At 72.6% G+C, this 26,044-nt stretch carries 24 protein-coding genes and 1 riboswitch; of the genes, 13 read left to right on the top strand and 11 right to left on the bottom strand.

From position 1 onward, the window contains the following. Window positions 1–3 precede the first annotated feature (3 nt). Window positions 4–204, bottom strand: a complete 201-nt coding sequence (gene thiS, locus STRCI_RS11590; protein WP_269664530.1) for a sulfur carrier protein ThiS — start codon at window positions 202–204, stop codon at window positions 4–6. Window positions 205–248: 44 nt separating this feature from the next. Then, window positions 249–1,406 carry a glycine oxidase ThiO gene (gene thiO / locus STRCI_RS11585; protein ID WP_269658811.1) on the bottom strand — a complete coding sequence of 386 codons (1,158 nt, stop codon included), beginning with the start codon at window positions 1,404–1,406 and terminating at the stop codon, window positions 249–251. Further along, window positions 1,404–1,515, bottom strand: a riboswitch (TPP riboswitch). (Overlaps the previous gene by 3 nt.) A gap of 52 nt (window positions 1,516–1,567) precedes the next feature. On the opposite strand from thiO, the gene STRCI_RS11580 reads away from it, so the two are divergent. The 6 genes from STRCI_RS11580 (at window position 1,568) to STRCI_RS11555 (ending at window position 6,369) form a co-directional block, all read left to right on the top strand. Beyond that, the gene (locus STRCI_RS11580) at window positions 1,568–1,918 is read left to right on the top strand and encodes an avidin-fold protein (protein WP_269658810.1); all 351 of its coding nucleotides are present in this window, start codon (window positions 1,568–1,570) and stop codon (window positions 1,916–1,918) included. Between the two features lie 86 nt (window positions 1,919–2,004). Then, window positions 2,005–3,168: an NAD(P)/FAD-dependent oxidoreductase gene (locus STRCI_RS11575; RefSeq protein ID WP_269664529.1), complete on the top strand. Its 1,164-nt coding sequence runs from the start codon at window positions 2,005–2,007 to the stop codon at window positions 3,166–3,168. A gap of 67 nt (window positions 3,169–3,235) precedes the next feature. Then, window positions 3,236–3,601 carry an Rv2175c family DNA-binding protein gene (locus STRCI_RS11570; protein WP_269658809.1) on the top strand — a complete coding sequence of 122 codons (366 nt, stop codon included), beginning with the start codon at window positions 3,236–3,238 and terminating at the stop codon, window positions 3,599–3,601. Window positions 3,602–3,675: 74 nt separating this feature from the next. Beyond that, entirely contained in the window at window positions 3,676–4,323 is a 648-nt protein-coding gene (thiE, locus tag STRCI_RS11565; protein ID WP_269658808.1) for a thiamine phosphate synthase, read from the top strand. 109 nt (window positions 4,324–4,432) lie between these two features. After that, window positions 4,433–5,356, top strand: a complete 924-nt coding sequence (gene metF, locus STRCI_RS11560) for a methylenetetrahydrofolate reductase [NAD(P)H] (protein WP_269658807.1) — start codon at window positions 4,433–4,435, stop codon at window positions 5,354–5,356. A gap of 56 nt (window positions 5,357–5,412) precedes the next feature. After that, on the top strand, window positions 5,413–6,369 hold the full coding sequence (locus tag STRCI_RS11555) for an SCO2102 family sporulation regulator (protein ID WP_269658806.1): 957 nt from the start codon (window positions 5,413–5,415) through the stop codon (window positions 6,367–6,369). Between the two features lie 52 nt (window positions 6,370–6,421). Here STRCI_RS11555 and STRCI_RS11550 read toward each other — a convergent pair whose 3' ends face one another. The 5 genes from STRCI_RS11550 to STRCI_RS11530 form a co-directional block, all read right to left on the bottom strand. Then, the gene (locus tag STRCI_RS11550) at window positions 6,422–7,933 is read right to left on the bottom strand and encodes a phytoene desaturase family protein (protein ID WP_269658805.1); all 1,512 of its coding nucleotides are present in this window, start codon (window positions 7,931–7,933) and stop codon (window positions 6,422–6,424) included. 30 nt (window positions 7,934–7,963) lie between these two features. Next, entirely contained in the window at window positions 7,964–8,581 is a 618-nt protein-coding gene (locus STRCI_RS11545; RefSeq protein WP_269658804.1) for a DUF4126 domain-containing protein, read from the bottom strand. Window positions 8,582–8,961: 380 nt separating this feature from the next. Next, complete coding sequence (locus tag STRCI_RS11540; RefSeq protein WP_269658803.1) at window positions 8,962–9,591, bottom strand: TetR/AcrR family transcriptional regulator; 630 nt, start codon at window positions 9,589–9,591, stop codon at window positions 8,962–8,964. Between the two features lie 23 nt (window positions 9,592–9,614). Continuing rightward, on the bottom strand, window positions 9,615–11,699 hold the full coding sequence (locus STRCI_RS11535; protein ID WP_269658802.1) for a YhgE/Pip domain-containing protein: 2,085 nt from the start codon (window positions 11,697–11,699) through the stop codon (window positions 9,615–9,617). After that, window positions 11,671–12,465 carry an ATP-binding cassette domain-containing protein gene (locus STRCI_RS11530; protein ID WP_269658801.1) on the bottom strand — a complete coding sequence of 265 codons (795 nt, stop codon included), beginning with the start codon at window positions 12,463–12,465 and terminating at the stop codon, window positions 11,671–11,673. Before STRCI_RS11530 ends, STRCI_RS11535 begins: the two co-directional genes overlap by 29 nt. 176 nt (window positions 12,466–12,641) lie before the next feature. Between STRCI_RS11530 and STRCI_RS11525 the strand changes: the two genes are divergently transcribed. The 3 genes from STRCI_RS11525 to STRCI_RS11515 all read left to right on the top strand — a co-directional run bounded on the left by STRCI_RS11525 (window position 12,642) and on the right by STRCI_RS11515 (window position 14,775). Then, entirely contained in the window at window positions 12,642–13,208 is a 567-nt protein-coding gene (locus STRCI_RS11525) for an SAV_6107 family HEPN domain-containing protein (RefSeq protein WP_269658800.1), read from the top strand. Window positions 13,209–13,337: 129 nt separating this feature from the next. Beyond that, a complete protein-coding gene (locus STRCI_RS11520) occupies window positions 13,338–14,108 on the top strand; it encodes a methyltransferase (RefSeq protein ID WP_269658799.1) in 771 nt (256 codons plus the stop codon). A gap of 277 nt (window positions 14,109–14,385) precedes the next feature. Further along, window positions 14,386–14,775 carry a DUF3040 domain-containing protein gene (locus STRCI_RS11515; RefSeq protein WP_269658798.1) on the top strand — a complete coding sequence of 130 codons (390 nt, stop codon included), beginning with the start codon at window positions 14,386–14,388 and terminating at the stop codon, window positions 14,773–14,775. Window positions 14,776–14,944: 169 nt separating this feature from the next. Here STRCI_RS11515 and STRCI_RS11510 read toward each other — a convergent pair whose 3' ends face one another. The 4 genes from STRCI_RS11510 to STRCI_RS11495 all read right to left on the bottom strand — a co-directional run bounded on the left by STRCI_RS11510 (window position 14,945) and on the right by STRCI_RS11495 (window position 20,507). Continuing rightward, window positions 14,945–17,323, bottom strand: coding sequence for a transglutaminase TgpA family protein (locus STRCI_RS11510; protein WP_269658797.1), 2,379 nt, complete (start codon window positions 17,321–17,323; stop codon window positions 14,945–14,947). Next, complete coding sequence (locus tag STRCI_RS11505; RefSeq protein WP_269658796.1) at window positions 17,320–18,684, bottom strand: DUF58 domain-containing protein; 1,365 nt, start codon at window positions 18,682–18,684, stop codon at window positions 17,320–17,322. Before STRCI_RS11505 ends, STRCI_RS11510 begins: the two co-directional genes overlap by 4 nt. Then, window positions 18,684–19,721 carry an AAA family ATPase gene (locus tag STRCI_RS11500; RefSeq protein WP_269658795.1) on the bottom strand — a complete coding sequence of 346 codons (1,038 nt, stop codon included), beginning with the start codon at window positions 19,719–19,721 and terminating at the stop codon, window positions 18,684–18,686. The genes STRCI_RS11505 and STRCI_RS11500 overlap by 1 nt, the downstream gene beginning before the upstream one ends. 237 nt (window positions 19,722–19,958) lie before the next feature. Next, on the bottom strand, window positions 19,959–20,507 hold the full coding sequence (locus STRCI_RS11495; RefSeq protein WP_269658794.1) for a beta-class carbonic anhydrase: 549 nt from the start codon (window positions 20,505–20,507) through the stop codon (window positions 19,959–19,961). Window positions 20,508–20,926: 419 nt separating this feature from the next. On the opposite strand from STRCI_RS11495, the gene rsmH reads away from it, so the two are divergent. From rsmH to STRCI_RS11475, 4 genes are all read left to right on the top strand, one after another. After that, entirely contained in the window at window positions 20,927–21,883 is a 957-nt protein-coding gene (gene rsmH, locus STRCI_RS11490; protein WP_269658793.1) for a 16S rRNA (cytosine(1402)-N(4))-methyltransferase RsmH, read from the top strand. Between the two features lie 54 nt (window positions 21,884–21,937). Then, window positions 21,938–22,396 (top strand): cell division protein FtsL, encoded by a 459-nt coding sequence (ftsL, locus tag STRCI_RS11485; RefSeq protein WP_269658792.1) that lies wholly within the window; start codon window positions 21,938–21,940, stop codon window positions 22,394–22,396. Window positions 22,397–22,403: 7 nt separating this feature from the next. After that, entirely contained in the window at window positions 22,404–24,359 is a 1,956-nt protein-coding gene (locus STRCI_RS11480) for a peptidoglycan D,D-transpeptidase FtsI family protein (protein WP_269658791.1), read from the top strand. 163 nt (window positions 24,360–24,522) lie between these two features. Beyond that, window positions 24,523–26,043, top strand: coding sequence for a UDP-N-acetylmuramoyl-L-alanyl-D-glutamate--2,6-diaminopimelate ligase (locus tag STRCI_RS11475; protein ID WP_269658790.1), 1,521 nt, complete (start codon window positions 24,523–24,525; stop codon window positions 26,041–26,043). Window position 26,044: the final 1 nt, after the last annotated feature.

The following is a 26,044-nucleotide window of genomic DNA, read 5'->3' as shown; positions in this document are numbered from 1 at the left end:
GGGTCAGCCTCCTTGGACGGCGGTGAGGACCTCGACGCGGTCCCCCTCGCTGAGGGACGTCGACGACCACTGCCCGCGCGGGACGACGGTTTCGTTGAGGGCGGCGGCCACTCCGGAGGGCGCCGCGGTGAGGGACCGTACGAGCGTGTCGAGCGCCGTGCCCGGCTCGATGCGACGGGGCTCGCCGTTGACCGAAATGATGATCGAGGCGTCGGCCGAGGCAGGGGCCGAGCTGTTGACCGGGGTGCTCATACGGGCTGCTCCAGGAGTGCGAACCGCTTCGGGCTGAACGGGCGGGCCTCGTCGATGAGCTCACCGGTGGCCAGGGCGTGCGCGAGGGCGTCACCGGTGACCGGGGTGAGCAGCACGCCGTTGCGGTAGTGCCCGGTGGCCAGCAGCAGGCCGTCGAGCTCGGTCGGGCCCAACAGGGGTGCGTTGTCCGGGGACCCGGGGCGCAGCCCCGCGCGGGTCTCCGTGAGCGGCAGCTCGGTGATGCCGGGCACCAGCTCGTGCGCGTCGCGCAGCAGCTCGTACACGCCGCCCGCGGTCACCGTGGTGTCCCAGCCCAGCTCCTCGCTGGTCGCGCCGACTACCAGCTCGCCGTTCTCGCGGGGCACCAGGTAGACCTGGCTGCCGCGCACCACCGCGCGGACGGTCCGGCTCAGGAAGGGCGCGTGCCGGCGCGGCACGGTCAGCCGCAGCACCTGCCCCTTCACGGGCCGTACCGGAGGCAGCGCGTCCGCCGGGATGCCGGTCAGCCGTCCGCTGAGGCTGCCGGCCGCGAGGACCACCTGGTCCGCGCCGAGCACGGCGCCGTCCTCGGTGACACAGCCCGCGGCGCGCCCCCGGACCACGGACAGCCCGGCGGCCCACACCCGGTGGAAGACCACGCCCGCCCGCTCGCAGGCGGTCACCAGGGCCCGTGCCAGGCGCCGCGGGTCGATCTGGTGGTCGCCGTCCACCCGGAGCCCGCCGCGCACCCCGGGCGCCAGCATCGGCTCCAGGCGCCGGCAGTCCCGCCCGGACAGCCACTCGGAGTCGAGGCCCGACTCCCGTTGCAGCGCGTGCAGTTCCCGCAGATGCGCACGGTCGTCGGCGTCCAGCGCGACGGCGAGCGTGCCGCACTGCCGGTAACCGAGGTCCTGGCCGGTGAGATCGGTGAGCTCGGCCGCGAAGTCGGGATAGCGGCGGGCCGAGGCCAGGTTCAGGCCGAGCAGGGTCTGCTCGCCGTAGTGCAGTTCGGTGACGGCGGCCAGCATGCCGGCCGCCACCTGGGCGGCGCCGCCGCCCGGCTCGGGGTCCACCACGGCCGTGGCGAACCCGCGTTGTGCGGCCCGCCACGCCGTGACCAGGCCGATGATTCCGCCCCCGAGGACGAGGACGTCTGACGAACGCGTAGGCGACATGGGCGTCCAGCCCCTCCCTTCGCCGGCATGACCCGGATCAGGTTCGTACGGTCGGAGGCCGCCAGCCTCCCTCTCAGCCCGGTGCGTCCGGGCTCCCGCGAGTGCTTGTACGTTGGCCACCCTAGCCGCTCGTTCCACGCCACTGTAGGGAGCCTCGTCCCATGCCCCGCTCGCTCGACGGCCTCGTCCTCGCCCCTGTCGCCGACCAGGCCCCAGGTCAGGTGGGCACCCGGACCCGGTTCGCCTACCACGAGAAGGACGGTGAGATCTGGGCCGAGTACGCGGGCGGCGATGTCGTACGCGGGCATCTGGTGGGTACCCGGGAGGGCGACCGGCTGGACTTCCGGTACGTGCAGCTCAAGCGGGACGGGACCACCTCGTCCGGGCACTGTGTGTCGACGGTCGTGGAGCTGCCCGACGGGCGGGTGCGGCTGGAGGAGACCTGGGAGTGGGAGTCGCAACCCGGTCGCGGGACCAGTGTTGTGGAGCAGGTCACGCGGCACGACGGCTGACTGACAAATTGTCAGTTGTCTATGGTGATCAGGTGAGCGAGCAGACGACGACGGCACAGCGGCGGGTGGTGGTGGTCGGCGCGGGCATGGCCGGCGTGCAGACCGCGGTCGCCCTGCGGGAACAGGGCTTCACCGGCACGGTCACCCTGATCGGCGCCGAGCCCCATCAGCCCTACGACCGGCCCCCGCTGTCCAAGGCCGTCCTGCTCGGCAAGGCCGAGGGCTCCGCCTTCGACGTGGACTTCGAGGCGCTCGGCATCGACCTGAGCCTGGGCCGCGAGGTGCTGGGCGTGCGCCCCGCCGACCATGAGCTGGACACCGCCGAGGGGCCCGTCGGGTACGACGTGCTGGTCCTGGCCACCGGTGCCGAACCGATTCGGCTGCCGGGCGCCGAGGGCGTGCCCGGGGTGCATCTGCTGCGCACCCTGGACGACGCCGAGCGGCTGCGGCCCGTGCTCGCCCGGCAGCACGACATCGTGGTGGTCGGGGCGGGCTGGATCGGCGCCGAGTTCGCCACCGCCGCGCGCGAGGCGGGCTGCTCGGTGACGGTCGTGGAGGCCGCGGACCGGCCGCTCGCGGGCGCGCTGCCCGCCGAGGTGGCCGCGCCGATGGCCGCCTGGTACGCCGACAGCGGGGCCGAACTGCGCACCCACGCGCGCGTGGCGCGCGTCGAGCCCGGCGCGGTCGTCCTCGACGACGGCTCGACGCTGCCCGCGGGCGCCGTCGTGGTCGGCATCGGTGCCCGTCCCGCCACCGGCTGGCTGGCGGGCTCCGGGATCGAGCTGGGCGCGCAGGGCGAGGTGGTGGCCGACGAGCGGCTGCGCACCTCCGTGCCGGACGTGTACGCGGTGGGCGACTGCGCCTCCTTCCCGTCGGGCCGGTACGGCGAGCGTCTCCTGGTCCACCACTGGGACAACGCCCTCCAGGGTCCCCGCACGGTCGCCGCCGACATCATGGGCGAGGCGCTCGTGGTCTACGACCCGGTGCCGTATTTCTGGTCCGAGCAGTTCGGCCGCTTCGTCCAGTACGCGGGCCACCACACCTCGGCCGACCGCACCCTGTGGCGCGGCGACCCCACCGGCCCCGCCTGGACGGTCTGCTGGCTGCGCGAGGGCCGTCTGATCGCCCTGCTGGCGGTGGGCAGACCCCGGGACCTGGCCCAGGGACGGCGGCTGATCGAGGCCGGGGCGCGGATGGACGAGGTGCTGCTGACGGACCCGGCGAGGCCGCTGAAGGCGGCCGTGGTCTGACGCTCGTCGTGCCTGGTCGGACCGGTCTGACTTCCTCCTGTCAGTGCGGGATGGCAGGCTTGTCGTCGTGACCGAGATTGACGCAAAGATCGATGCTCTCGTCCCCGCCTGGCTCACCCTCCCCGACATCGCCGAGCAGCTCGGCGTCGAGGTGACACGTGTGCGGCAGCTGGTCAAGGAAGGCCAGCTCATCGCCGTACGCCGTGGTGAGAACCGCGCGCTGCACGTCCCCGCCGACTTCATCGACGGAGACAAGGTCGTCAAGGGCCTGTCCGGGACCCTGACGCTGCTGCGGGACGACGGCTTCACCGACGAAGAGATGCTGGAGTGGCTCTTCACCCCGGACGAGAGCCTGCCCGGCACCCCGGCCCAGGCCCTGAGCGAGAATCGCGGCACGGAGGTGAAGCGCCGCGCCCAGGCGCTCGCCGTCTGATCCGAGAGAAAGTCCCGGTGTACGGGCCCCGGCGCGCCCGCGGCCCGTACACCACCGACCACGGGGGAACACGTATGCCCGACACCGCACGCGCCCGGCTCGCCGACGCCCGGCTCTACCTCTGCACGGACGCCCGCAGGCGCCAGGGCGACCTGGCGGAGTTCCTGGACGCGGCCCTGGCGGGCGGCGTCGACATCGTGCAGTTGCGCGACAAGGGCATGGAGGCGGCCGAGGAGCTGGAGCACCTGGCCGTTTTCGCCGAGGCCTGCGCGCGGCACGGCAAGCTGCTCGCGGTCAACGACCGGGCGGACGTCGCCCACGCCGCGGGCGCCGAGGTGCTCCACCTCGGCCAGGGAGACCTTCCGGTCCCGGCCGCGCGGGCGATCCTCGGCGACGACGTCCTCGTCGGCCGCTCCACGCACGCGCCGGAGGAGGCCGAGGCGGCGGCCGTCCAGGAGGGGGTGGACTACTTCTGCACCGGCCCCTGCTGGCCCACCCCGACCAAGCCCGGCCGGTACGCCCCCGGGCTCGACCTGGTCCGGCACACCGCCGCCCTCGGCACGGACCGCCCCTGGTTCGCCATCGGCGGCATCGACCTCGGCAACCTCGACGAGGTGCTCGAAGCGGGCGCCCGCCGGGTCGTGGTCGTCCGGGCGATCACCGAGGCGGACGACCCGGGCGCCGCGGCGGCGGAGTTCGCGAAGCGGCTGCGGCAGGTGTAGCGGCGCCTCAGGGCCGCCTTTTGTCCACGGACTGGACAACAATCCGACAAATCGGGCAAATGTCAGGCATCCGGTTGGGGGACCGACGCCCCCTGGCTAACCTGCGGGTATGGCCCTCGGCACCGCATCCACCAGGTCGGACCACGCTCGTACCGTGCGCGAGATGCTCGCGACCGGAAAGACGACGTACTCCTTCGAGTTCTACGCCCCGAAGACCCCGAAGGGCGAGCGGAACCTGTGGAACGCGCTGCGCCGGGTCGAGGCCGTGGCGCCCGACTTCGTCTCCGTGACCTACGGCGCGGGCGGCACCACCCGGGCCGGCACGGTCAAGGCGACCGAGGCCATCGCCTCCGACACCACGCTCACCCCGATCGCCCACCTCACCGCCGTCGACCACTCGGTGGCCGACCTGCGCAACATCATCGGCCAGTACGCGGACGCGGGGATCCGCAACATGCTGGCGCTGCGCGGCGACCCGCCCGGCGACCCGATGGGCGACTGGGTGCCGCACCCCCGCGGCCTCGCCTACGCCGCCGATCTCGTCGAGCTGATCAAGAACTCGGGCGACTTCTGCGTGGGCGTCGCGGCCTTCCCCGCGATGCACCCGCGCTCCGCCGACTGGGACATGGACGTCCGGCACTTCGTCGACAAGTGCCGGGCCGGCGCGGACTACGCGATCACCCAGATGTTCTTCCAGCCGGAGGACTACCTGCGGCTGCGCGACCGGGTCGCGGCGGCCGGCTGCGAGACCCCGATCATCCCCGAGATCATGCCGATCGCCAGTGTGAAGACCCTGGAGCGCATCCCCTCCCTCACCAACGCGGCCTTCCCGGCGGCCCTGAAAGAGCGGATCCTCACAGCGAAAGACGATCCGGCCGCTGTACGCTCCATTGGCATCGAATTCGCCACGGAGTTCTGCGCGCGGCTGCTTGCCGAGGGAGTGCCCGGTCTGCACTTCATCACGCTCAACAACTCCACGGCGACACTGGAGATCTACGAGAACCTGGGCCTGCACCATCCCCCGCAGGCCTAGACCGGCCGCACCGCTGTACGACACACTGCGTAACGGCCACTGGGAGAGGGGCGTACATGGGCTGGACGGTCCTCTACATCGCGTTCGGCATCGTCGCGCTGTGGCTGCTGGGTGAGGTGCTGCTGCAGTACAAGGCACGCCTGCGCTGGCGGCTGCTCGCCTTCGGCGGCTTCCTGGGCGTCGTGCTCGGGGTGCTGATGCCCTCCGTGATCGTCATCGGTGTCGGCGCGGCCGCCTTCGCGATCGGCCAGACCTACGTCACCCTCTCGTTCCGCCGCGGCTTCGCCGAGGGCTGGGCGGTGAACGCCCCCGCGCTCGGCGGCAGCAAGCGCCGCCGCGACGAGGAGGGCCGCCAGGAGCCGACCCTGGAGGTCTCCGACCTCGAGGACGGCCAGGGTCCCTATGGCGACGACGGCCCCTATCGCGGCGACAGCGCGGGCTACGGTCCGGACGACGCCTACGACCGCGACGACGTCTTCGCGCCCTCCCGCGCGGGCGGGCCCTCGGCCGCCGAGAGCAGCGCGGTCTACGAGCCGCAGCCGATGCCGGACGACACCGGCTCCTACGGCATCTACGGCTCCAACCCCGACCCCTCCTATGCGGGCGCGGCGCAGGCCCAGGACCAGTACGCCACGGCCTCCCAGGGCACGGACCAGGGCTACGGCTACGACGGCTACACCGGCTACGACCAGCAGCAGTACGGCTACGACACCACCGGCCAGCAGCAGTACGCCGCCTACTCGGACCCGTACATCGGCACCCAGACCTACGGCGGCGGCTCGTACGACGCCGGCTATGGCCAGCAGTACGGCCAGCAGGGCTACGCCCAGGACCAGTACGTCACCGGCACCTACACCGGCGAGTCCACCCCGGCCGGCGGGGTGTGGGTCCCGCAGCAGCGCAGCACCGATGACGCCTACGGCGGTGAACTCCCGCCGGAGCAGCAGCAGTATCCGTACCAGGGCGGCCAGGGGCAGCAGGGTGGCGGGTATGACGAGCAGTACCGCTTCTGAGCGATCTTTCGCGCCTCCGCGCTGAGAGCTTCTTCCGCACCGAGCCGCTACCTCACTGAGAGCCCTGGAAGCCGGGTCCCTCCACGATCAGTCCGGCGACCAGCGCGCCCGACATGCCCGCGTGGGCGAGGCCGCCACCGGGGTGCGACCAGCCGCCGACCGTGAACAGGCCCGGCACGCGCGTGCTGTTGGCCGGGAACAGGAACGCCCCCTCAGCCGCGGCCAGCGCGGGCGCGGGCACCCCGCCGCCCTCGGCGCCGGTCTCCGCGTGGGTATGCGCCGGGGTACGGACCTCGCGCCACAGCGTCCGCTCACGCAGTCCCGGTACCGCCCGCTCGGCCGCCTCCACCATGCGGTCGGCGAAGGAGCCGGCGGCACCGGGCGCGGTCCAGTCATACGGCGTGTGCGGGGGCGCCGTCGCCGTGAGCACCACCGACTCGTGCTCCTCGTCGGGCCTGAGCGCGGGATCGTCCGGCCGGTCCACCCGGACCGTCGGCAGCGCGGCCGGCTCGGCGCGCCGGAAGGCGTCCAGTTCGGCCCGCCGGTCCGGGGTGTGCACCACCGTCCGGTGCGCGGCCCCCGCCGCGCGCGCACCGCGCAGCGCCAGACAGACCACGACCCGGCCGGGGGTCAGCGGCTCGGGCCGGGGTCTCACATCCGCAGCGCCGTACAGCTCGCGGCCGTGCGTGAGTCCGCCCAGCCGCCACGGCCCGGAGCCGACCACCAGGTCCGCCTCCGCGACACTGCCGTCGGCCAGCTCCACACCCGCCGCCCGGCCGTCGTTCTCCAGCACCCCGGTCACCTCGGCGCCGAAGTGGAACTCGACCTTGCGGGCCAGGCACCGCTCGTACACCGCGCGCGCCAACTCCCGCAGGCCACCGCGGACATACCAGGTGCCGAAGGCGTGCTCCATGTACGGCAGCACGGCCGCGTTCGCCGGAGCCGCCTCGGGATCCAGGCCGTACGCGAGCGCGTGGCTCTCCAGCAGCGCGGTCAGCCGGGGGTCACGCAGCTCCCAGGCGCCGACCTCGGCGAGCGTGGCGGCGCGGCGGGTGCGCAGCAGGCGCTTGTGCGGGACCGCCGGATAGGGCTCGCGCCCGGCCAGCACGTCCCAGTTGGGCCACAGCGGCTCCTCCAGGAGCGGCCGGCGGCTGCGGTCCCAGGCCTCCCGGGCCCGGACCAGGAAGTCGCCCCAGCGCGCGCCCGCGCCCGCGCCGAGCGCCTCGTCCAGGGCGGCGACGACCCCCGCGCGGGAGGCGTCGGGCAGCGCGACCTCGGTGCCGTCCGCGAACACATGCCGTGCCGAGGGGTCGACCTGGACCAGCTCGACACAGTCCTCCAGCGGCTCCTTGCCGGTCTTGAGGAACAGATCGCGCCAGACCGCGGGCAGCGTCAGCAGACCGGGACCGGTGTCGAAGGCGAAGCCGTCCCGCTCCAGGCGGCGCACCGCACCGCCGTACGTCTCCGTACGCTCGTACACCGCCACCCGGTGGCCCGCGACGGCCAGCCGGGCGGCGGCCGCCAGCGCGCCCGCCCCGGCGCCGATCACCGCAATCCGTGCCATGCCAGGGACTTTATCCGCCACCACTGACAGTCATCGCGGCGGCGGCAGGTCCGGCTCCCGTGCCGGCCGCCGCTCCTCCCGCCGCTGGGCCCGGCGCCGCAGGAACCGCCGGATGCGGGAGACCAGGAAGTACAGCACCGTGAGACCGGCGAGCAGGAGCACTCCGGCGATGATCGCGGCCGCCTCGGGGTTGAATATCGCGAACGTGACGATCCCGGCGACCCCGAGGTCCTCGGCCAGGCTCACGATCACGTTGCTGAAGGGCTCCGGGGAGGTGTTGACCGCCATGCGCGTCCCGGCCTTGACCACGTGGCTGGCGAGCGCGGAGGAGCCGCCGACCAGGCCCGCGGCCATGTCCGACAGCGAGCCGCTCTGCCCCGCGAGCAGCGCGCCCACCCAGGCGCCGGCGACCGGCCGGATCACGGTGTGCACCGAGTCCCACGCCGAGTCGACGTAGGGGATCTTGTCGGCGACGGCCTCGCACAGGAACAGCACGCCCGCGACGATCAGCACCTCGGGGCGCTGGAGCGTCTCGGGGACCTCGTCGCTCAGTCCCGTCGCGCCGAAGACACCGAGCAGGAGCACCACCGCGTAGGCGTTGATGCCGCTGGCCCAGCCGCTCGTGAACACCAGGGGGAGTACGGACACGGACGCGATCGTAGCCAGTGCGCGGCCGGCCGGCGTGGGCACGGGCACACAGGACTGAGTACGGGTACCTAGGCGGTGAGTTGAGTACCCGCGCGGATGGGGGCGGACCTGCGGGAACGAGAGAGTGGAGACACGGAGAAGGGGACCGGCTCCGGCACCGGCGACACGGGGCGCCGGAACGGAGCCGCCCCTGGATCCGCTCCTTCCGCCGGCCCGCGCGTCGGCGGAAGCGAGACACGGGGGAACCCGGGGAAACGACCGCACGGGGGAACCGACGGGGGAACGGAAGTACGGGGGAGCACGGGGGAGTACGGCGGAAGCGCCGGTTCGCGGTGGCACATCGGGGGACGTGCCATGGCGGACCGGCGCTTTCGCAGGCCTCAGCCCCGGCCGCTCACCCGGCCCTGAAGCAGCCTCGACAGCGCGGAGTGGACGTCGTCCAGGGAGCGCTCCGGCTGGAAGGACTGCCAGTCCAGGGCGGCCACCAGCACCATGCCGACCAGGGCCGCCGCGGTCAGCGGGATGTCGATCTCGTCGCTGAACTCGCCGCCCGCGACGCCGTCGCGCAGCACGCCCTCCACCACGGCCACCACGTCCTGCCGCACCACCATGAGCGTGGACTGCCAGGCCCGGTTGGTGCGCCACAGCTCGGCCACGTACAGCTGTGTGAAGGCGGGGTAGGCGGCGATGAAGCCGAGCCCCGCGCGGATCATCGCGTCCAGGGCGTCGACCTTGCTGCCGCCCTCCCGGTCGGTCCGCTCGGCCGCCTCCTTCAGGGAGGCGGTGAGCAGACCCACGCCGTGTCGCAGCAACTCCTCGAAGAGGACGGACTTGCTCGCGAAGTTGTAGTAGACCGTGCCCTTCGCGACCCCGGCCCGCTCGGCGATCTCGTCCACCGTGGTGGCGGAGAAGCCCTGCTCGGCGATGAGCGTGACGGCGGCCTCGTAGAGCTTCTGCCGGGTGGCCTCACGGCGGGTGCTGCCGCCCGACGCGGCGCTGCTGCTTTCCATGACCATGATTGTCCCGCGCCCGGTCACAGGGTCAGCTCCGGGTGCAGCCTGTCGAGCGTCCACACCTGGCGGCGGCGTGCCGACAGCGCGGTCAGCGCGAGGGCGCCCGCGGTGAAGGCGACGAGCACCACGCACGCGTGCCAGACCGGTTCCAGGCCGCCGCCCGTGATGAGCCTCCTGAGGGCCTCGACGACGTAGCTCATCGGCAGGAAGGGGTGCAGCGCGTTGAAGAAGCCCGGACTGGTCTGTACGGGGTAGGTGCCGCCCGCGGAGGTCAGCTGGAGCATCAGCAGGGCGAGGACGAGGATCCGTCCGGCCGCGCCGAAGCGGGCGTTCAGCCACTGCACCAGGGACGCGAAGCACGCCGTCACCAGGAACAGGAAGCCCACCGTCCCGGCCGCGCGGGCCATCTGGAGCCCTACCGCCCAGTGCAGCACCGACATCAGGGCCACGGTCTGGAGCACCCCGATCACCACCACGGGCAGCCAGCCCGCCAGCGCGATGCGCCACGCGGAGGCGCCCGCCGCGAGGGCCCGCCGGTTCATCGGCGCGATCAGCATGTACGCCACCATCGCGCCCACCCACAGGGACAGCGGGATGAAGTACGGGGCGAATCCGGTGCCGTAGTTGGGCGCCTTGTGCAGGTCCTCGGAGACCAGCCGGACCGGGTCCGACATGACCTCGGTGCGCTCGTCGCGGTCCCGCTCGCCGTAGTCGGGGATCTGCCCCGCGCCGTCGTGCAGCCCGTCCGCGAGCTCTCCGGAGCCGTCGACGAGCTTGTACAGGCCCGCCTTGAGGTCCTTGGCGCCGGTCCTGAGGTCGCCGACGCCCTTGTCCAGCTCGGTGGCCCCGGTGTCGGCCGTGCCGAGCCCGGTGTGCAGCTTCTTCGCCCCGGCGGCGACCTTTCCGGCGCCCTCGTTCAGGTCGTTGATCTTGGTGACGGCGTCGTCGAGGTCCTCGGAGAGGCGGGGCGCGCGGTCGGCGAGGGCCTGGGCCTGCTTCTCCAGGGTGGCCAGGTGCTTGTCGAGCTTGTCCAGATCGCCGGTGTGGTCGGTGACCAGGGTGCTGACCTCGTCGGCGACACCGGCCACGACCGCGGCGGCGTCCTTGGCCGTCTTCAGGTCGGCGCAGGCGGTGTCGGCCAGTACGGCGTCCTCGCAGCGCGTCTTGTAGACGTCGCTCAGGTCCTCGGAGGACTTGCGGGCGTCCTCGGCCGCGGTCGGCGCCCGCTCCACCAGGGCGTCGAGGTTGTCGCGGATCGCCCCGGAGGCGTCGGCGACGAGCTGGGCGGTGTCACCGATCGCCTTCTCGTTGTCCTTGAGGAAGGGCCCGACCTTGTCGGCGGTCGCGTTGACCTTGTCGGCGAGCTTCTGGGTGCCCTCGGCGACCTTCGCGGAGCCGTCCTCCAGGTCGCCCGCGCCCTTGTCGAGCTTCTTGAGGCCCTTGGCCAGCTTGCCGCTGCCCGCCTTGGCGTCCTTCAGCCCGTCGGCGAGGTCCCGCGAGCCCTTCTCGGCCTTTCCGACGCCGGTCTCCAGCTTGTCGGCGCCCTTGGCGGCCTCGACGGTCGCGCCGTGGATGTCGGAGAAGGAGATGAAGATCCGGTCCAGGAAGGACCGCGAGGCCTTGGTGGACGCGGCGTCGCGCACCTCGCTGAACACGGTCCGGGAGATCTGCCCGACGATGTAGTTGTTGGCGTCGTTGGTGCGCACGCGGAGCGCGCCGGTCTCCGGGGAGTCGCCCGAGCTGGACGCGATCCGCTCGCTGAAGTCGGCCGGCATGGTCAGCGACAGGTAGTAGCGGCCGTCCTCCACGCCCGCGCGTGCCTCGTCGGCATCGACCTCGTGCCAGTCGAAGACCTCGCTGTCGCGCAGCCCTTGCACAATGTCGTCGCCCGCCGCGATCCTTCTGCCGTCGGCCTTGGCGCCCTGGTCGTCGTTCACGAGCGCCACGGGAATGCGGTCCAGGCGGCTGTACGGGTCCCAGAACGACCACAGGTAGAGGGCGCCGTACAGCAGGGGCAGCACCAGCAGCGCCACCAGCGCGGCACGCGGCAGCTTCCCCCGCCCGAACCGCCGGATCTCAAGCGCGGCCAGCTTCGGCGAGCGCATCGGCGGGCACCTCCTTCGCGTCGGTCTCAGGGTTCGCTTCGTCTTCAGGGGCCGCCTCGTCCTCGGAGCCCGCCTCGTCCTGGTCCGTCGTCGACACGGCCACCGCACCCTCCGGCGCCTCGCTGCACACCGCCACCACCGTCGTCCCCGCCTCGGCGATGGACCTCAGCAGCGCCCAGACCTCGGCCCGTTCGGTGTCGGAGAGCTTGAGGTCGGTGTCGTCGACGCCGAGCAGCCCCGGTGCACCGATCAGCGCCAGCGCCACGGACAGCCGCAGCGCCTCCACCCGCTCCAGATCGCGTACGGCGGTCCGGGAGCCCTTCGGCAGGGCCTCCCGTTCGAGTCCGGCCGCGGTCAGCGCCCGCTCGACGCGCAGCCGGGTCTCCGTGGCCCGTTCCGCCCGCGGGCGCAGCAGCCCGCGCAGCGAGCCGCCGAACCGCCGCTGGAGCAGCGCCCGTTCGTGCAGATGCTCGGCGACGGTGAGCGCCGGGTCGAGGTCGGTGACACCGGGGACATGGGCCAGAGCGCTCACCTGCCGCGCCGCCCCGAGCTGCTTCGGCAGCCCGGCCCCGCCCACCTCCGCCGTGCCCTCGGTCGCCTTCATCCGCCCGGTGAGCGCGAGCAGCAGACAGGTGCGCCCGGATCCGGACGGCCCCTCCACCGCGATCAGTGAGCCCGGGTCCGCCTCGAAGGAGACATCGCGGAACGCCCATCCGCGAGGTCCTTCGAGGCCGAGACCCCGGGCCGTGACGCCGACTCCGGCCACGGCTCCCCCATCCCCTGTTCCATGAACCACTACATTTGAACTGACTGGTCAGTGCAAAAACTAACCCGAACTGTCGATCGAAGCAAAAGCGCAGGTCAGAACGGATTGTCAGTGGCATACCTCACGATGGGCACATACGGCACCTGTGCCGTCACACAGACGACAGGAGGTTCGTCATGGCCAGCTACCACGCAGCCGCCGCGCGCCGGCGCCGCGCCACCGGCCCTGCCCCCTCACTGACCGGCCCGGCGAGCGACGTGCACCCCGTGCTCCGCCGGGCCACGGCCCCGCCCGCCGCCCTCGATCTGCTCGCCCAGGCCCGCGCCGGACTCGACGAGGCCGCCGTCCTGGAAACCCCCAACGAGCGCTACGCGACGGCCCACCTGGCCGCCCTGCGCACCGCCGCCGCCGTCCTCGCCGCGCGAGGGCGCCCGGAACCCGGCCCGCGACGCCGGGCCCGCATCAGGAGCGCCTGGGAAGTGCTCCCCGAGATAGCGCCCGAGCTCTCCGAATGGAGCGCGCTGTTCGCCTCCGGGGCCCGCCGCCGCGCCCGGGCCGAGGCGGGCATCCAGGGCGCGGCCAGCCGCCGGGACGCCGACGACCTGATACGTGACGTGGCGATGTTCCTGCGCCTGGTCGAGCGGATGCTCGTCCTCCAGCCGGTGCTGCCACAACCCCGCCAGGATGCCGACCAGCGGGAAGGGGGAGCGGCCCCTGGCCAGGATTTCCCGGACGCGGGGTGACGCGCGGGCCGGAGGGTCCGCCGGTTGAGACGCGGGGCGGGGCAGGGCACCGCAGGGACCGGGTGCCGGGCCGAAGGCAATAGGGTGGGACCCGCCTGAAAGCCGTCCTGTTCCGAGGAGTCAACTGCCGTGTCGGACCCGAGCCGCCCCCGCGCCTCTCTCCGTACCGCCGTGGTCTGGGAGGTCCTGCAGGACGCCCTCGACCGCCAGGTCAAGGCCACCGGCCGGGAGGCGCTGGACGTCCTCGACGCCGGGGGCGGCAGCGGCAAGTTCGCCGTGGAGGTCGCCCGCCTCGGCCACCGCGTCACCGTGGTCGACCCCAGCCCCAACGCCCTCTTCGCGCTGGAGCGCCGCGCCGCCGAGGCCGGCGTCGCCGACCGCGTCCAGGGCGTCCAGGGCGACGCCCACGGCCTGTTCGACGTGGTCGAGCGCGGCGGCTACGACGCGGTGCTGTGTCACGGCGTCCTGGAGTACGTCGACGACCCGGCCGAGGGCGTCCGCAACGCCGTGGCCGCCCTGCGCCCGGAGGGCGTCCTCAGCCTCCTCGCCGCCGGCCTCGGCGGCGCCGTGCTGGCCCGCGCCCTCGCCGGCCACTTCAAGGAGGCCAAGCAGGCCCTTGAGGACCCGAACGGCCGCTGGGGCGCGGGTGACCCCGTGCCGCACCGCTTCACCGCCGAACAGCTGACCGAACTGGTCGAGGGAGCGGGCCTGAACGTCGGCGCGGTGCACGGCGTGCGGGTCTTCGCCGACCTGGTGCCCGGCGTCCTGGTGGACACCGAGCCCGGGGCCCTGGAGGCGCTGCTGAAGCTGGAGGAGGCGGCGGCCGAACTGCCCGCCTTCCACTCCGTGGCCACGCAGCTTCATGTGCTCGGTGAGACGCGGGGGACTTCCGGGGCCTGAGCCCGCTCCTGGGGTGCGTCGCTGATCAGGGACTTGACTGCACATGGAGTACGCCACAGGCCCCCCGATCGGGCGCTCAGCGCCGTATGATCGAGGGAGACCGTTCCGGCATGACGGGTCGGCCGCTGGGGAATGAAGATCTCAGCGACCGGGACGTACATGCCGGAGCCCGGTTGGCCAATTGGCGTAGAGGGGCGGGTTTCACGGGGGCGATTCCCTGCCTATCCTGAAGGGACCCCCCGGGTCGCCCCGGCGACTGCACGATGAGGAGGACTCCGTGCCGCTCTCGGAGCACGAGCAGCGCATGCTCGAGCAGATGGAGCGAGCGCTGTACGCCGAAGATCCCAAGTTCGCGACAGCGCTTGAGGGAAGCGGGCTGCGCACGTACACCCGTCGCCGGGTGTATCAGGCGGTCGCCGGCTTCCTCGTGGGTATCGCGCTCCTCATGGCTGGAATGGTCGCCAAGCAGGTCTGGCTCAGCGTGGTGGGGTTCCTCGTCATGCTGGCCTGTGCGGTACTCGCCGTGACCGGCTGGCGCAAGGCCCCCAAGCCGGGTGAACAGCCCGCAGGCGGTCAGCAGGCCAGCCGTCAGGGTCGGACCAAGCGCTCCATGATGGACCGGATCGAGCAGCGCTGGCAGCGGCGCCGCGACGAACAGGGCCACTAGCGCAACAAGAGCCGCAGCTCCTGGACATACGTGAGGGGGCGACCACCGCGGGGTGGTCGCCCCCTCACGCACGCCCTCACATCGGTGACGGGAACACGACGAGAACACGAGGAAGGCCCGGGCGGGATCACCCGCCCGGGCCTTCTCGTGCCGTTTCAGCCGTGCTGTGTCAGCCCTGCTGCCCCGACGCCTTCCGCAGCCGCGGCCCGGCCGCGGAGACCCGCGCCTTGACCCCGCTCCACCACTCAGCCGCCGCCCACACCACACGCACGGTCGAACGTGGCATGAAGAGTGCTCGAATCCGGGTGCCCCGGCTGACCGTGGTCCGCAGGGCGGCCACCACCCGGCGGACGTCCTGAGCGAGCCCGGCGGTCGGCCGCGGCCGCGGCGCGTACAGCACCTGCTCCACGGCGTCGGCCAGCCGGTGCACCGAGGCCGCCGCCTCCGGATCGAGATGTCCGAGCCGGACGATCCGGGCGGCCGACTTGCGCGGGGTCTGCGAGTCGTCCGGCGCGATCCCGAAGTCCCAGGCCGTGTCGGTCAGCTCCTGCCAGACCGCCAGGATGTGCGGGGCCGCGTCGGCCTCGCTCCGGCCGTGCGCCCCGAGCCGTACCGCACGGGTCCGCAACCGCCACAGCATCGGTGACAGCGGGATCAGCAGGGCCACCAGACCGGCCAGCGACCAGGCCAGCGCGGTGTACCAGTTCGGGCCGTCGTCGTCCGCGGTCGGCACGGCCGGCGCGGACTCGCCCGCACACAGCTCCGGGTTCCCGCCCGCCGCGCAGCTCTCGCTCTCCGAGGGCGCCTCGCTCGGCGCCGCGCTGGCCGACTGCGTCGGCCGCCCCACGTCCGGCAGAGTGGTGCCGGGCGTGTCCGTCTGCGTGTACGACGGGACGGAGCCGCGGGTCGGGGTGGGCTCGAAGCGGGTCCAGCCGACGCCCTCGAAGTACAGCTCGGGCCAGGCGTGGGCGTCCTTCAGGCCCACCGACACCGACTTGTCGCTCTCCGGGGTGCCCGGCGCGAAGCCCACCGCCACCCGTGCCGGTATGCCCAGCGAGCGGGCCATCGCCGCCATCGAGAAGGAGAAGTGGACGCAGAAGCCCTGCTTGTCCCGCAGGAACCGGACGATCGCGTTGGAGCCGCTGCCGACCTGCACGTCGGTGTCGTACTGGAAGCCGCCGGTGACGGCGAAGTACTCCTGGAGCTTGACGGCCTGCTCGTAGTGGCTGTTGGCGCCGTCGGTGACCTCGCGGGCGGTCTGCGCGACCTCCTCCGGCAGCGACGAGGGCAGCTTGGTGAACTCGCGCTTGATCGCGGCCGACGGTTCCGGCGCCGAGTCGAGCTGCGCCGCCGTGGGCTGCACATCGAGGCTGCGCACGGTGTAGGTCATGCCGCGGGTGTTCTGGCCGTGGTCGCCCACCAGGGTCATGCCGAGCGGTTCGTAGCGCCAGTTGCCCTCGATGTCCACACCGCTCGGCGGGTAGGGCATCGGCAGCCAGTCCTGGGCGTACCAGTTCGCCGCCGAGACCCGGGTCACGATCTCCGTGCGCTTGATGTCGGGGCTCAGCCCCATGGGGGTGGGGAAGTCGTCCGGTACCGCGGTGATGTTCCGCTTGGACGGCTTCCAGGTGGTGCCGTCGAAGTCGTCCAGGGACACGATCCGCAGATACATGTTGGACAGGTCGTTGGTGTTGGTGCGCAGGGAGAGGACCTGGCGGTCCTCGTCCACGTTCAGGCTGTCGCGCAGGGACACCAGCGGGTTCACCGCGGAGATGGTGCCGCCGCTGCCGGACCCCGAGCCCACCCCGGTGCCCGCGCCGTCCAACAGGCCGCCGTTCATCGCGGGCAGCCCGAGCGGCACCACCAGGGCGATGCCGAGCGCGACCACGCCGATCCGCCGTCCGGTGCGCACCGGTGCCACCGCGCCGGGCTCGGCGCCCGGAGTGCGCGGGGCGCCGCCGAAGACGCGGCCCCACTGCGAGAGCCGGTCCCGGCCCTCGGCCAGCAGCAGCATCAGATAGCCGGCCGCCGCGACCAGGAACCACAGCCAGTCGGCGCCGCCCTCGGACAGCCCGGCGGCCACCGAGTACAGCGCCAGCAGCGGCAGGCCCGCCGGGGCCGCGCTGCGGAAGGTGACCGCGAGGGTGTCCACCGCCAGGCCGATTACCAGCACCCCGCCGACGAGCATCAGCCGGATGCCGTCGGACAGCGGGGCCGGGATGGCGTACCGGCTGACGTCGTCGGTGCCCGTCTGGAGCAGGTCGGCGAAGTGGGTGAAGGCCTCCGGGCCCGGTACCAGGACGAACAGCGCCTGCTCCCGCGCGAAGGCGAGGGTCAGCAGCATCAGCGTGACCAGGGCCTGCGCGGCGACGGTCAGCGAGCGGGCCAGTGGCACCCGGCGGGCCGCCAGGCCGACGCCCGTCTGCACGGCCAGCAGGAGCGTCGCCTGGAAGAGCCAGGTGGGCTCGTCGACGAGGGGGAGCAGGGCGCAGGCTGCGGCCAGTGTGGCCACGGCGGCGCACAGTGCCAGTCGTGCCCGCCCGCTCATGCCGGTCCCTCCCCACCACTGGCGGCGACGACGCCCGCGCGCTCACGGTCCGCCTGGCGCCACAACTCGTTCAGCGGGGCGCCGCGCGGCACGCTCAGGGCCGTCCAGCCCGACTCCCGCAGCATCCGCAGCCGCTCCTCGCTCCGGTCGAACGGCTGGGCCGTGTCGGACGGTTCCCGCACCCAGGTCTCGCTGTCCAGCAGGAAGGCGACCGCGCCCCCGCTGCGCTGGCGCATCTTGGCGGCCACCGCGGCCTGCTCCTCGTCGAGGTCGCCGAAGAACGCCACCAGCAGCCCCTCGTTCCCGCCGCGCAGCACGTCGTAGGCGCGGGACAGGCCGGTGCCGTCGGAGTGGTCGATCACCGCGAGGGTGTCCATCATCAGCCCGGCCGCGTCGGCCGACTCCTGGTTGGCCCCGGCGAAACCGTCGGCGCCCTCCCCGGGCACCGAGCTGCCGGTGTCGGTCAGCAGCCGGACCGAGAAGCCCCGCTCCAGCATGTGAACCAGCACGGAGGCGGCGCCCGACACGGCCCACTCGAAGGCGGCGTCCGGGCCCGCGCCCTCGAAGGCCAGGCCCCGGGTGTCCAGCAGCACCGTGCAGCGGGCGCGCTGCGGCTGCTCCTCGCGGCGCACCATCAGCTCGCCGTAGCGGGCGGTGGAGCGCCAGTGCACCCGGCGCAGATCGTCGCCGTAGCGGTAGCCGCGCGGGATGACGTCGTCCTCGCCGGCCAGGGCCAGCGAACGCTGCCGCCCGTCGCCGTACCCCTTGGCCTCGCCGCTGAGGCGGACCGGGGGCAGGGGCTCCACGCGCGGGATGACCGTGAGGGTGTCGTGGGTGGAGAAGGAGCGGGTCAGCTCGCACATGCCGAACGGGTCGTTCAGGCGCAGCTGGAGCGGGCCCAGCGGATAGCGGCCGCGCAGGTCGGAGCGGACGCGGTAGGAGACCTCGCGGCGGCCGCCCGCCTCCACCCGGTCCAGCACGAAGCGGGGGCGCGGGCCGAGGACGTAGGGCACCCGGTCCTGGAGCATCAGCAGGCCGGTGGGCAGCCGCGAGACGTTGTCCATCCGCAGATGGACCCGGGCCTCGCTGCCGGCGGGCACCCGCGCGGGGGAGAGCCGGCGGCTGCCGGCCACCCGGTAGCGGGTGCGGTAGAGGACGCCCGCGCAGACCAGGGGCAGCACCGCGAGCAGCAGGCCCACCCGCAGCAGATCGCTCTGCCCGAGGACGTACGCGCAGATCGCGGCCGCCACTCCGGCGGCCAGGAAGGAGCGGCCGCGGGTGGTCAGACCCGACAGCGCGGTGCGCACGCCGCTTTGCTCACCCCGGTCGGCCTCCGCGTGCCCCGTCCCCCCGGTGCTCATCACAGCCTCCGCGGCGGCTGCTGGGGATACGCCGGGGTGCCGCGGCCGAGGCCGCCCAGGCCGCCCGCCTGGGGAGCGGAGGGCACCGTGGTGCGCTGCAGGATCTCCTGCACCACCTGCTCCGACGTACGGCGGTTGAGCTGGGCCTGGGCGGTGGGCAGCAGCCGGTGGGCCAGTACGGCCACGGCGAGGGCCTGCACATCGTCCGGCAGGGCGTACTCCCGGCCGCTCAGGGCGGCGGACGCCTTCGCCGCGCGCAGCAGATGCAGCGTCGCGCGCGGGGAGGCGCCGAGTCTGAGGTCCGGGTGGTTACGCGTGGCGGCGACCAGCTCGACGGCGTAGCGCCGGACCGGTTCGGCGACATGGACCCCGCGGACGGCGTCGATCAGCTTCACGATGTCGTGCGCGTGGGCCACCGGCTGGAGGTCGTCCAGCGGGTTCACCCCGCCGTGGATGTCGAGCATCTGGAGCTCGGCCTCCGCGCTCGGGTAGCCGATGGAGACCCGGGCCATGAAGCGGTCGCGCTGGGCCTCGGGCAGCGGGTAGGTGCCCTCCATCTCGACCGGGTTCTGGGTGGCCACCACCATGAAGGGGCTGGGCAGCTCATAGGTCTGCCCGTCGATGGTGACCTGCCGCTCCTCCATGGACTCCAGCAGCGCGGACTGGGTCTTGGGCGAGGCGCGGTTGATCTCGTCGCCGATCACGATCTGCGCGAAGATCGCACCCGGCTTGAACTCGAAATCCCGCTGCTGCTGGTCCCAGATGGACACACCGGTGATGTCCGAGGGCAGCAGGTCGGGGGTGAACTGAATTCGCCGCACCGAGCAGTCGATCGACCGTGCCAGCGCTTTGGCCAGCATTGTCTTGCCCACGCCGGGGACGTCCTCGATCAGAAGATGTCCCTCGGCGAGCAGTACGGTCAGCGAAAGCCGTACGACCTCGGGCTTGCCCTCGATCACTCCCTCCACCGAACTGCGGACACGCTCCACGGTGGCAGTCAGATCAGTGAGGCTCGCTCGATCGTCATAGGTCGTCACCCGGCCCTCCTCGGCCCGTTCTTTCCGGGCCGACGCTCTGCGATGCGGACCGGCCCACCCCGAAACACGGACACCACACGTGGAAAGTTCCGTGTGACGCCACACTCGCATTCTTGCTGCCGTTACCGATTCGTGTCACTCGCCTGTGGACAAGTGCCTGCGATATGTCGGGTTTTACTGCCTTTTGGGCGCCCCGGAGTCGGAAATCAACAGCGAAACGACAGGTTCAGGGGGAGGTTACGCGGGGTCGATCTCGCGCAGCAGGCCGGTCCGCACATCGAAGACGAAGCCGCGCACGTCGTCGGTGTGGACCAGGAACGGCGAGGTCCGCACGCGCTGCATGGACTGACGTACGTCCTGGTCGACGTCCCGGAAGGCCTCCACGGCCCAGGCCGGACGCTGGCCGACCTCCATCTCCAGGTCGTGCCGGAACTCCTCGGTGAGGGTCTCCAGACCGCAGCCCGTGTGATGGATCAGCACGACGCTGCGGGTGCCGAGCGCCCGCTGGCTGATGGTGAGGGAGCGGATCACGTCGTCGGTGACGACGCCGCCCGCGTTACGGATGGTGTGACAGTCGCCGAGCTCAAGGCCGAGCGCGGCGTGCAGGTCGAGCCGGGCGTCCATGCAGGCCACGACGGCGACGTGCAGGACCGGGCGGGCGTCCATGCCGGGATCGGTGAACGCCGCGGCGTACTGCCCGTTCGCCTCGACGAGACGGTCGGTGACCGTGCCGCCGTCGGCGATGGCGCCGTGGGGACCTGCGGGAACCGATGCAGAAGTCGTCATAGTCATGACGGTACTGGTCACCTCCGCTCCCGTCCCTGTGTGAGAGGGGACAAAGAACGTCATTGAGCCCTGTTGTGAGCTAACCCACAAGGGGGGTACGAGTGCGCCTGTAGGAGTGAAATTCCCCGGCACCCGGCTTCGCGCCGACCCCGGGCCACGACGCGCAGGCCGGTTGATTGACCGCGAGACAGGGTGGACTAAAGTGACGCGAAGCGGGAGGCGAGGCCTCCCTGCTGGACTGAACTTCCCGTAGGACCCGGCGCGCCCGCCGGAGATCTCCCCACGTGCGCGGCGCGTACGTACGGCTCGGCCTCCTCCCGCTCCCGGCCGGCTGACGCTCTTGGCGCCGGCGGGCCTCCCCTTCACGAGCGGGCGGGGACCCGGCGGTGCGTACCGCCCGCCGGACCTGAGAGGGCCCCTTGAGCAACAGTCGACATGTCCCGGTGATGCTCCAGCGGTGCCTGGACATGTTGGCCCCCGCCCTCCAGGCGCCCGGAGCGGTCGTCGTCGACTGCACGCTCGGCCTCGGCGGCCACAGCGAGGCCCTCCTCCAGCAGTTCCCCGAGGCCCGCCTGGTCGCCCTGGACCGGGACAAGGAGGCCCTGCGCCTGTCCGGCGAGCGGCTCGCCCCCTTCGGCGAGCGGGCCACCCTGGTGCACGCCGTCTACGACGAGCTGCCCGAGGTACTGACCAGACTCGGCATCCCGCGCGTACAGGGCGTGCTGTTCGACCTCGGCGTCTCCTCCATGCAGCTCGACGAGGCCGACCGCGGCTTCGCCTACGCCCAGGACGCCCCCCTCGACATGCGCATGGACCAGACGACCGGCATCAGCGCCGCCGAGGTCCTCAACACCTACCCCGCGGGCGAGCTGGTGCGGATCCTGCGCGCGTACGGCGAGGAGAAGCAGGCCAAGCGGATCGTGGCCGCCGTCGTGCGCGAGCGCGACAAGGAGCCGTTCTCCAACAGCGCGCGGCTCGTGGAGCTCATCCGGGACGCGCTGCCGCAGGCCGCCAAGCGCACCGGCGGCAACCCCGCCAAGCGCACCTTCCAGGCGCTGCGCATCGAGGTCAACGGCGAGCTGTCCGTCCTGGAGCGGGCGATCCCGGGCGCCGTGAAGGCCCTCGCCGTGGGCGGCCGGATCGCCGTGCTGTCGTACCACTCGCTGGAGGACCGGCTGGTCAAGCAGGTGTTCGCGGCCGGCGCCGCCACCACGGCGCCGCCCGGGCTGCCGGTGGTCCCCGAGCAGTACCAGCCGCGGCTCAAGCTGCTCACGCGCGGTGCCGAACTTCCCACCGAGGCAGAGGTCGCCGAGAACCGCCGGGCGGCACCGGCGCGACTGCGCGGGGCGGAGCGCATCAGGGAGGACGTCGAGTGACCCGCACTCACGGGGAGGACGAGTGAGTAGGAAACTCCAACCGAGGCGGGGCCGGTGAGTAGGAAACCCGAACTGAGGGGCAGGGCCGCCCGGCTCGCCCGGCTCCTCCCGGCCGGACCGGGACAGGCCGCCCGCACCCCCTTCGTGCTCCTGGTCGTCCTACTGCTCGGCGGTGGTCTCATCGGGCTGCTGGTGCTGAACTCCGCCCTCAGCGAGGGCGCGTTCCGGCTCGACGACCTCCAGAAGGACACCAAGAGCCTCACCGACGAGGAACAGGGGCTCCAGCGGGACGTCGACGCCTACTCCGCGCCGGACGCCCTCCAGCGCCGGGCCCGTGAGCTGGGCATGGTGCCGGGCGGCGACCCCGTCTTCCTCGACCCCGACGGCACCGTCAAGGGCGTCCCCGCCCCGGCCCCCGCCGGCGCCCGCGGAGGCGTCGTACAGAATCCGCTGGTCCTGGCCCCCGAGGCGTTCGTGACCACGTCCCCGACCCCGACGACCCCCGGCAGGTGACGGAAGAGTGGCCGATTCAGGCAAGCAACCGCCGCGCCGCCGGGTGCCAGGACCCGCCCGGCCCGACCGTCCCGCGAACCGGCGCACCCCTGGCCCCGGCGCCCGCCCGGCCCGCCGCCCGGCGCAGCCCCGGCCCGCGGCCCCCCAAGCCCTCCGGCTCGGCAGCCCCCGCCCCCGGCTGCGCATGGTCAGCCTGGCGCTGACCCTCGTCCTGATCGCCTTCGTCGTACGGCTCCTGCAGGTCCAGGCCGTCGACGCCGGCACCTACGCCGCCAAGGCCGAGAAGAACCGGTACGTCGGCTACACCCTGGCCGCCGAGCGCGGCGGCATCACCGACCGCAACGGCGTGGCGCTCGCCGCCAGCGTGGACGCGTACGACATCACGGCCGACCCCACGATGTTCACGCGCAAGGCCCTCAAGACCTCCGACGGACCGGAGCAGGCCGCAGCGCTGCTCGCGCCGATCCTCGGCCAGGACCAGGCCGCCCTGGCCAAGAAGCTCAGGGCGAAGGGACAGTACGTCCTGCTCGCCCGCCGTCAGACCCCGCAGGTCTGGAAGCAGATCAAGGACCTCAAGAGCGCCCTCGCCACCAAGGCCGAGTCCGACCCGGGCACCGTCAACGCCCTCGCGGGCGTCTTCTCGGTGGCCAGCAGCAAGCGCGTGTACCCCAACGGCGACCTCGCCGCCGGGATACTGGGCTGGGTCAACTACGACGGCAAGGGCGGCGGCGGGGTCGAGCGGCAGCTGGAGCAGGAGCTGGCCGGCCAGGACGGCAAGATCCGCTACGCCCAGTCCGGCGGCCGCCAGGTGCCGACCGCCGGATCCACCGAGACGCCCGCGGTGCCCGGCAGCGATGTCGAGCTCACCATCGACCGCGACATCCAGTGGGCCGCGCAGAACGCCATCAGCGAGCAGGTGAAGGAGTCCAAGGCCGACCGCGGCTATGTGATCGTCCAGGACACCAGGACCGGCGAGATCCTCGCCATGGCCAACTCACCCGGCTTCGACCCCAACGACCTCTCCAAGGCCGACGGCGCCTCCCTGCACAACTGGAGCCTGGAGGACGCCTACGAGCCCGGCTCCACGGCCAAGGTGATGTCGATGGCCGCCGTACTCGAAGAGGGCGCGGCCACCCCCGACACCCATGTCGTGGTGCCCAACCGGCTGCACCGCGGCGACCGGCTCTTCCGGGACGACATCGATCACCCCACCTGGTACCTCACGCTCAACGGCGTGCTCGCCAAGTCCAGCAACATCGGCACCATCCTGGCCACCGGACAGCTCGGCGAGACGCAGCAGGAGGCCAACAAGGTCCTCTACTCCTACCTGCGCAAGTTCGGCCTCGGCAGCCACACCGGTCTCGACTTCCCCGGCGAGACCAAGGGCATCCTCGCGCCGCCCGAGGAGTGGTCGACCTCGCAGCAGTACACGATTCCTTTCGGCCAGGGCGTCTCCATCAACGCGATGCAGGCCGCCTCCGTCTACTCGACGATCGCCAACGGCGGCGTCCGCGTGGACCCCACCCTCGTCCGCGGCACCAAGGGGCCCGACGGACGCTTCACCCCCGCCGAGAAGCCAGGTAAGACACGGGTCGTGAGCGCCGGGACGGCGAAGACCCTCGCCAAGATGCTGGAGTCGGTGGTGGACGACAGGGAGGGCACCGGCACCAAGGCGCGTATCCCCGGCTACCGGGTCGCGGGCAAGACCGGTACGGCCAACCGCGTGGATCCGGCCACCGGCAAGTACCGCGGCTACACCTCCTCGTTCGCCGGGTTCGCGCCCGCCGACCAGCCCCGGGTCACCGTCTACTGCGCCATCCAGAACGCCACCAAGGGCAGCTACTTCGGCGGCCAGATCTGCGGGCCCGTCTACAAGAAGGTCATGGAGTTCGCCCTGAAGACCCTCCAGGTCCCGCCGACCGGGGCCGCGGCCGCCAACCTCCCGGTCACCTTCACACCCTGATCAGTACCGAGCAGCCAGGAACCACCTCGTGACAACGATCACCCCTGATCCCCGGAACCACGGACCGTCCGCCGCCTCGCTTCGCTCCGAGGCGGGTGCGCCCGGTACGCTCACCGCCGTGCCACACGCTGATCAGTCCCAAACCACCCAGAAGGGCGCACCCGTGACATATCCCGGGCCGCCCCGGCCGGTCCAGGTCTCCGCCACACCCCTCGCGGAGCTCGCCGACCAGCTGGGTGCCGCACGGCCGGGCCAGGACGCGGAGGTCACGGGCATCACCCATGACTCGCGCGCCGTCCGCCCCGGCGACCTGTACGCCGCCCTGCCCGGTGCCCGGCTGCACGGCGCCGACTTCGTCACCCAGGCCGCGGGCCTCGGCGCGGTCGCCGTACTGACCGACCCGACCGGCGCCGAACGCGCCGCCGCCACGGGCCTGCCCGTGCTGGTGGTGGACGATCCGCGCGGGCAGATGGGCGAACTGGCGGCCACGATCTACGGTCACCCCGGCCGCGATCTGCTCCAGATCGGGATCACCGGAACCTCCGGCAAGACCACCACCGCCTATCTCGTCGAGGGCGGCCTGAAGACGGTCCGGTCCACCGGACTGATCGGCACGGTCGAGATGCGCATCGGCGACGAGCGCATCAAGTCCGAGCGCACCACGCCCGAGGCCACCGACCTCCAGGCCCTGTTCGCCGTCATGCGCGAGCGCGGGGTCGAGGCGGTCGCCATGGAGGTCTCCAGCCACGCGCTGGTCCTCGGCCGGGTCGACGGCTGCGTCTTCGACATCGCCGTCTTCAACAACCTCAGCCCGGAACACATGGAGTTCCACTCCGACATGGAGGACTACTTCCGGGCCAAGGCGCAGCTGTTCACGCCGGAACGCAGCAGGCTCGGCGTGGTCAACCTCGATGACGAGTACGGCCGCAGGCTCACCAAGGAGGCCACGGTCCCCGTGGTCACCTTCTCCGCCGAGGGCCACCCCGACGCCGACTGGCGCGCCGAGGACGTCCAGGTGGGGCCCATGGACTCGGCGTTCACCGTCATCGGCCCCAAGGGCGAGCGGATCAGCGCCCGCTCGCCGCTGGCCGGACCGTTCAACGTGGCCAACACCCTCGCCTCGATCGTCGCCCTGGCCGTCGCGGGCCTCGACCCGCAGCAAGCCGCCGACGGCATCGCCGCCGTTCCCGGGGTGCCCGGCCGGCTGGAGCGGGTGGACGCGGGCCAGCCCTATCTCGCGGTCGTGGACTACGCCCACAAGACCGACGCCGTCGAATCGGTTCTGCGCGCCCTGCGCAAGGTCACCGAGGGCAAGCTGCACATCGTGCTCGGCTGCGGCGGCGACCGGGACACGACCAAGCGGGCGCCGATGGGCGCCGCCGCGGCCCGGCTCGCCGACACGGCCGTACTGACCTCCGACAACCCCCGCTCCGAGGACCCCCTCGCGATCCTCGCGGCCATGCTCCAGGGCGCGGCCTCGGTGCCCCAGCACGAGCGCGGTGAGGTCCAGGTCTTCGAGGACCGGGCCGCCGCGATCGCCGCCGCCGTCGCCCGGGCACGGCCCGGGGACACCGTGCTGGTCGCGGGCAAGGGCCACGAGCAGGGGCAGGACATCGCCGGGGTGGTGCGTCCCTTCGACGACCGCCAGGTGCTTCGCGAAGCTATCCAGCAGACCCAGGGATGAA

Origin of the sequence: Streptomyces cinnabarinus, assembly GCF_027270315.1 — a bacterium.
In the GTDB taxonomy this organism is placed as follows: Bacteria; Actinomycetota; Actinomycetes; order Streptomycetales; family Streptomycetaceae; genus Streptomyces; species Streptomyces cinnabarinus.
This window is presented reverse-complemented; position numbering and strand designations above follow the sequence as displayed.

What these genes read in the sequence shown, in the direction of transcription:
- STRCI_RS11495 (WP_269658794.1), bottom strand. Translation starts at nt 20,507, where the DNA reads ATGACGACTTCTGCATCGGTTCCCGCAGGTCCCCACGGCGCCATCGCC.
- STRCI_RS11505 (WP_269658796.1), bottom strand. Translation starts at nt 18,684, where the DNA reads ATGAGCACCGGGGGGACGGGGCACGCGGAGGCCGACCGGGGTGAGCAA.
- metF (WP_269658807.1), top strand. Translation starts at nt 4,433, where the DNA reads ATGGCCCTCGGCACCGCATCCACCAGGTCGGACCACGCTCGTACCGTG.
- STRCI_RS11525 (WP_269658800.1), top strand. Translation starts at nt 12,642, where the DNA reads ATGGCCAGCTACCACGCAGCCGCCGCGCGCCGGCGCCGCGCCACCGGC.
- STRCI_RS11575 (WP_269664529.1), top strand. Translation starts at nt 2,005, where the DNA reads ATGGCCGGCGTGCAGACCGCGGTCGCCCTGCGGGAACAGGGCTTCACC.
- STRCI_RS11540 (WP_269658803.1), bottom strand. Translation starts at nt 9,591, where the DNA reads ATGGAAAGCAGCAGCGCCGCGTCGGGCGGCAGCACCCGCCGTGAGGCC.
- STRCI_RS11555 (WP_269658806.1), top strand. Translation starts at nt 5,413, where the DNA reads ATGGGCTGGACGGTCCTCTACATCGCGTTCGGCATCGTCGCGCTGTGG.
- STRCI_RS11580 (WP_269658810.1), top strand. Translation starts at nt 1,568, where the DNA reads ATGCCCCGCTCGCTCGACGGCCTCGTCCTCGCCCCTGTCGCCGACCAG.
- STRCI_RS11535 (WP_269658802.1), bottom strand. Translation starts at nt 11,699, where the DNA reads ATGCGCTCGCCGAAGCTGGCCGCGCTTGAGATCCGGCGGTTCGGGCGG.
- thiE (WP_269658808.1), top strand. Translation starts at nt 3,676, where the DNA reads ATGCCCGACACCGCACGCGCCCGGCTCGCCGACGCCCGGCTCTACCTC.
- STRCI_RS11510 (WP_269658797.1), bottom strand. Translation starts at nt 17,323, where the DNA reads ATGAGCGGGCGGGCACGACTGGCACTGTGCGCCGCCGTGGCCACACTG.
- thiO (WP_269658811.1), bottom strand. Translation starts at nt 1,406, where the DNA reads ATGTCGCCTACGCGTTCGTCAGACGTCCTCGTCCTCGGGGGCGGAATC.
- STRCI_RS11550 (WP_269658805.1), bottom strand. Translation starts at nt 7,933, where the DNA reads ATGGCACGGATTGCGGTGATCGGCGCCGGGGCGGGCGCGCTGGCGGCC.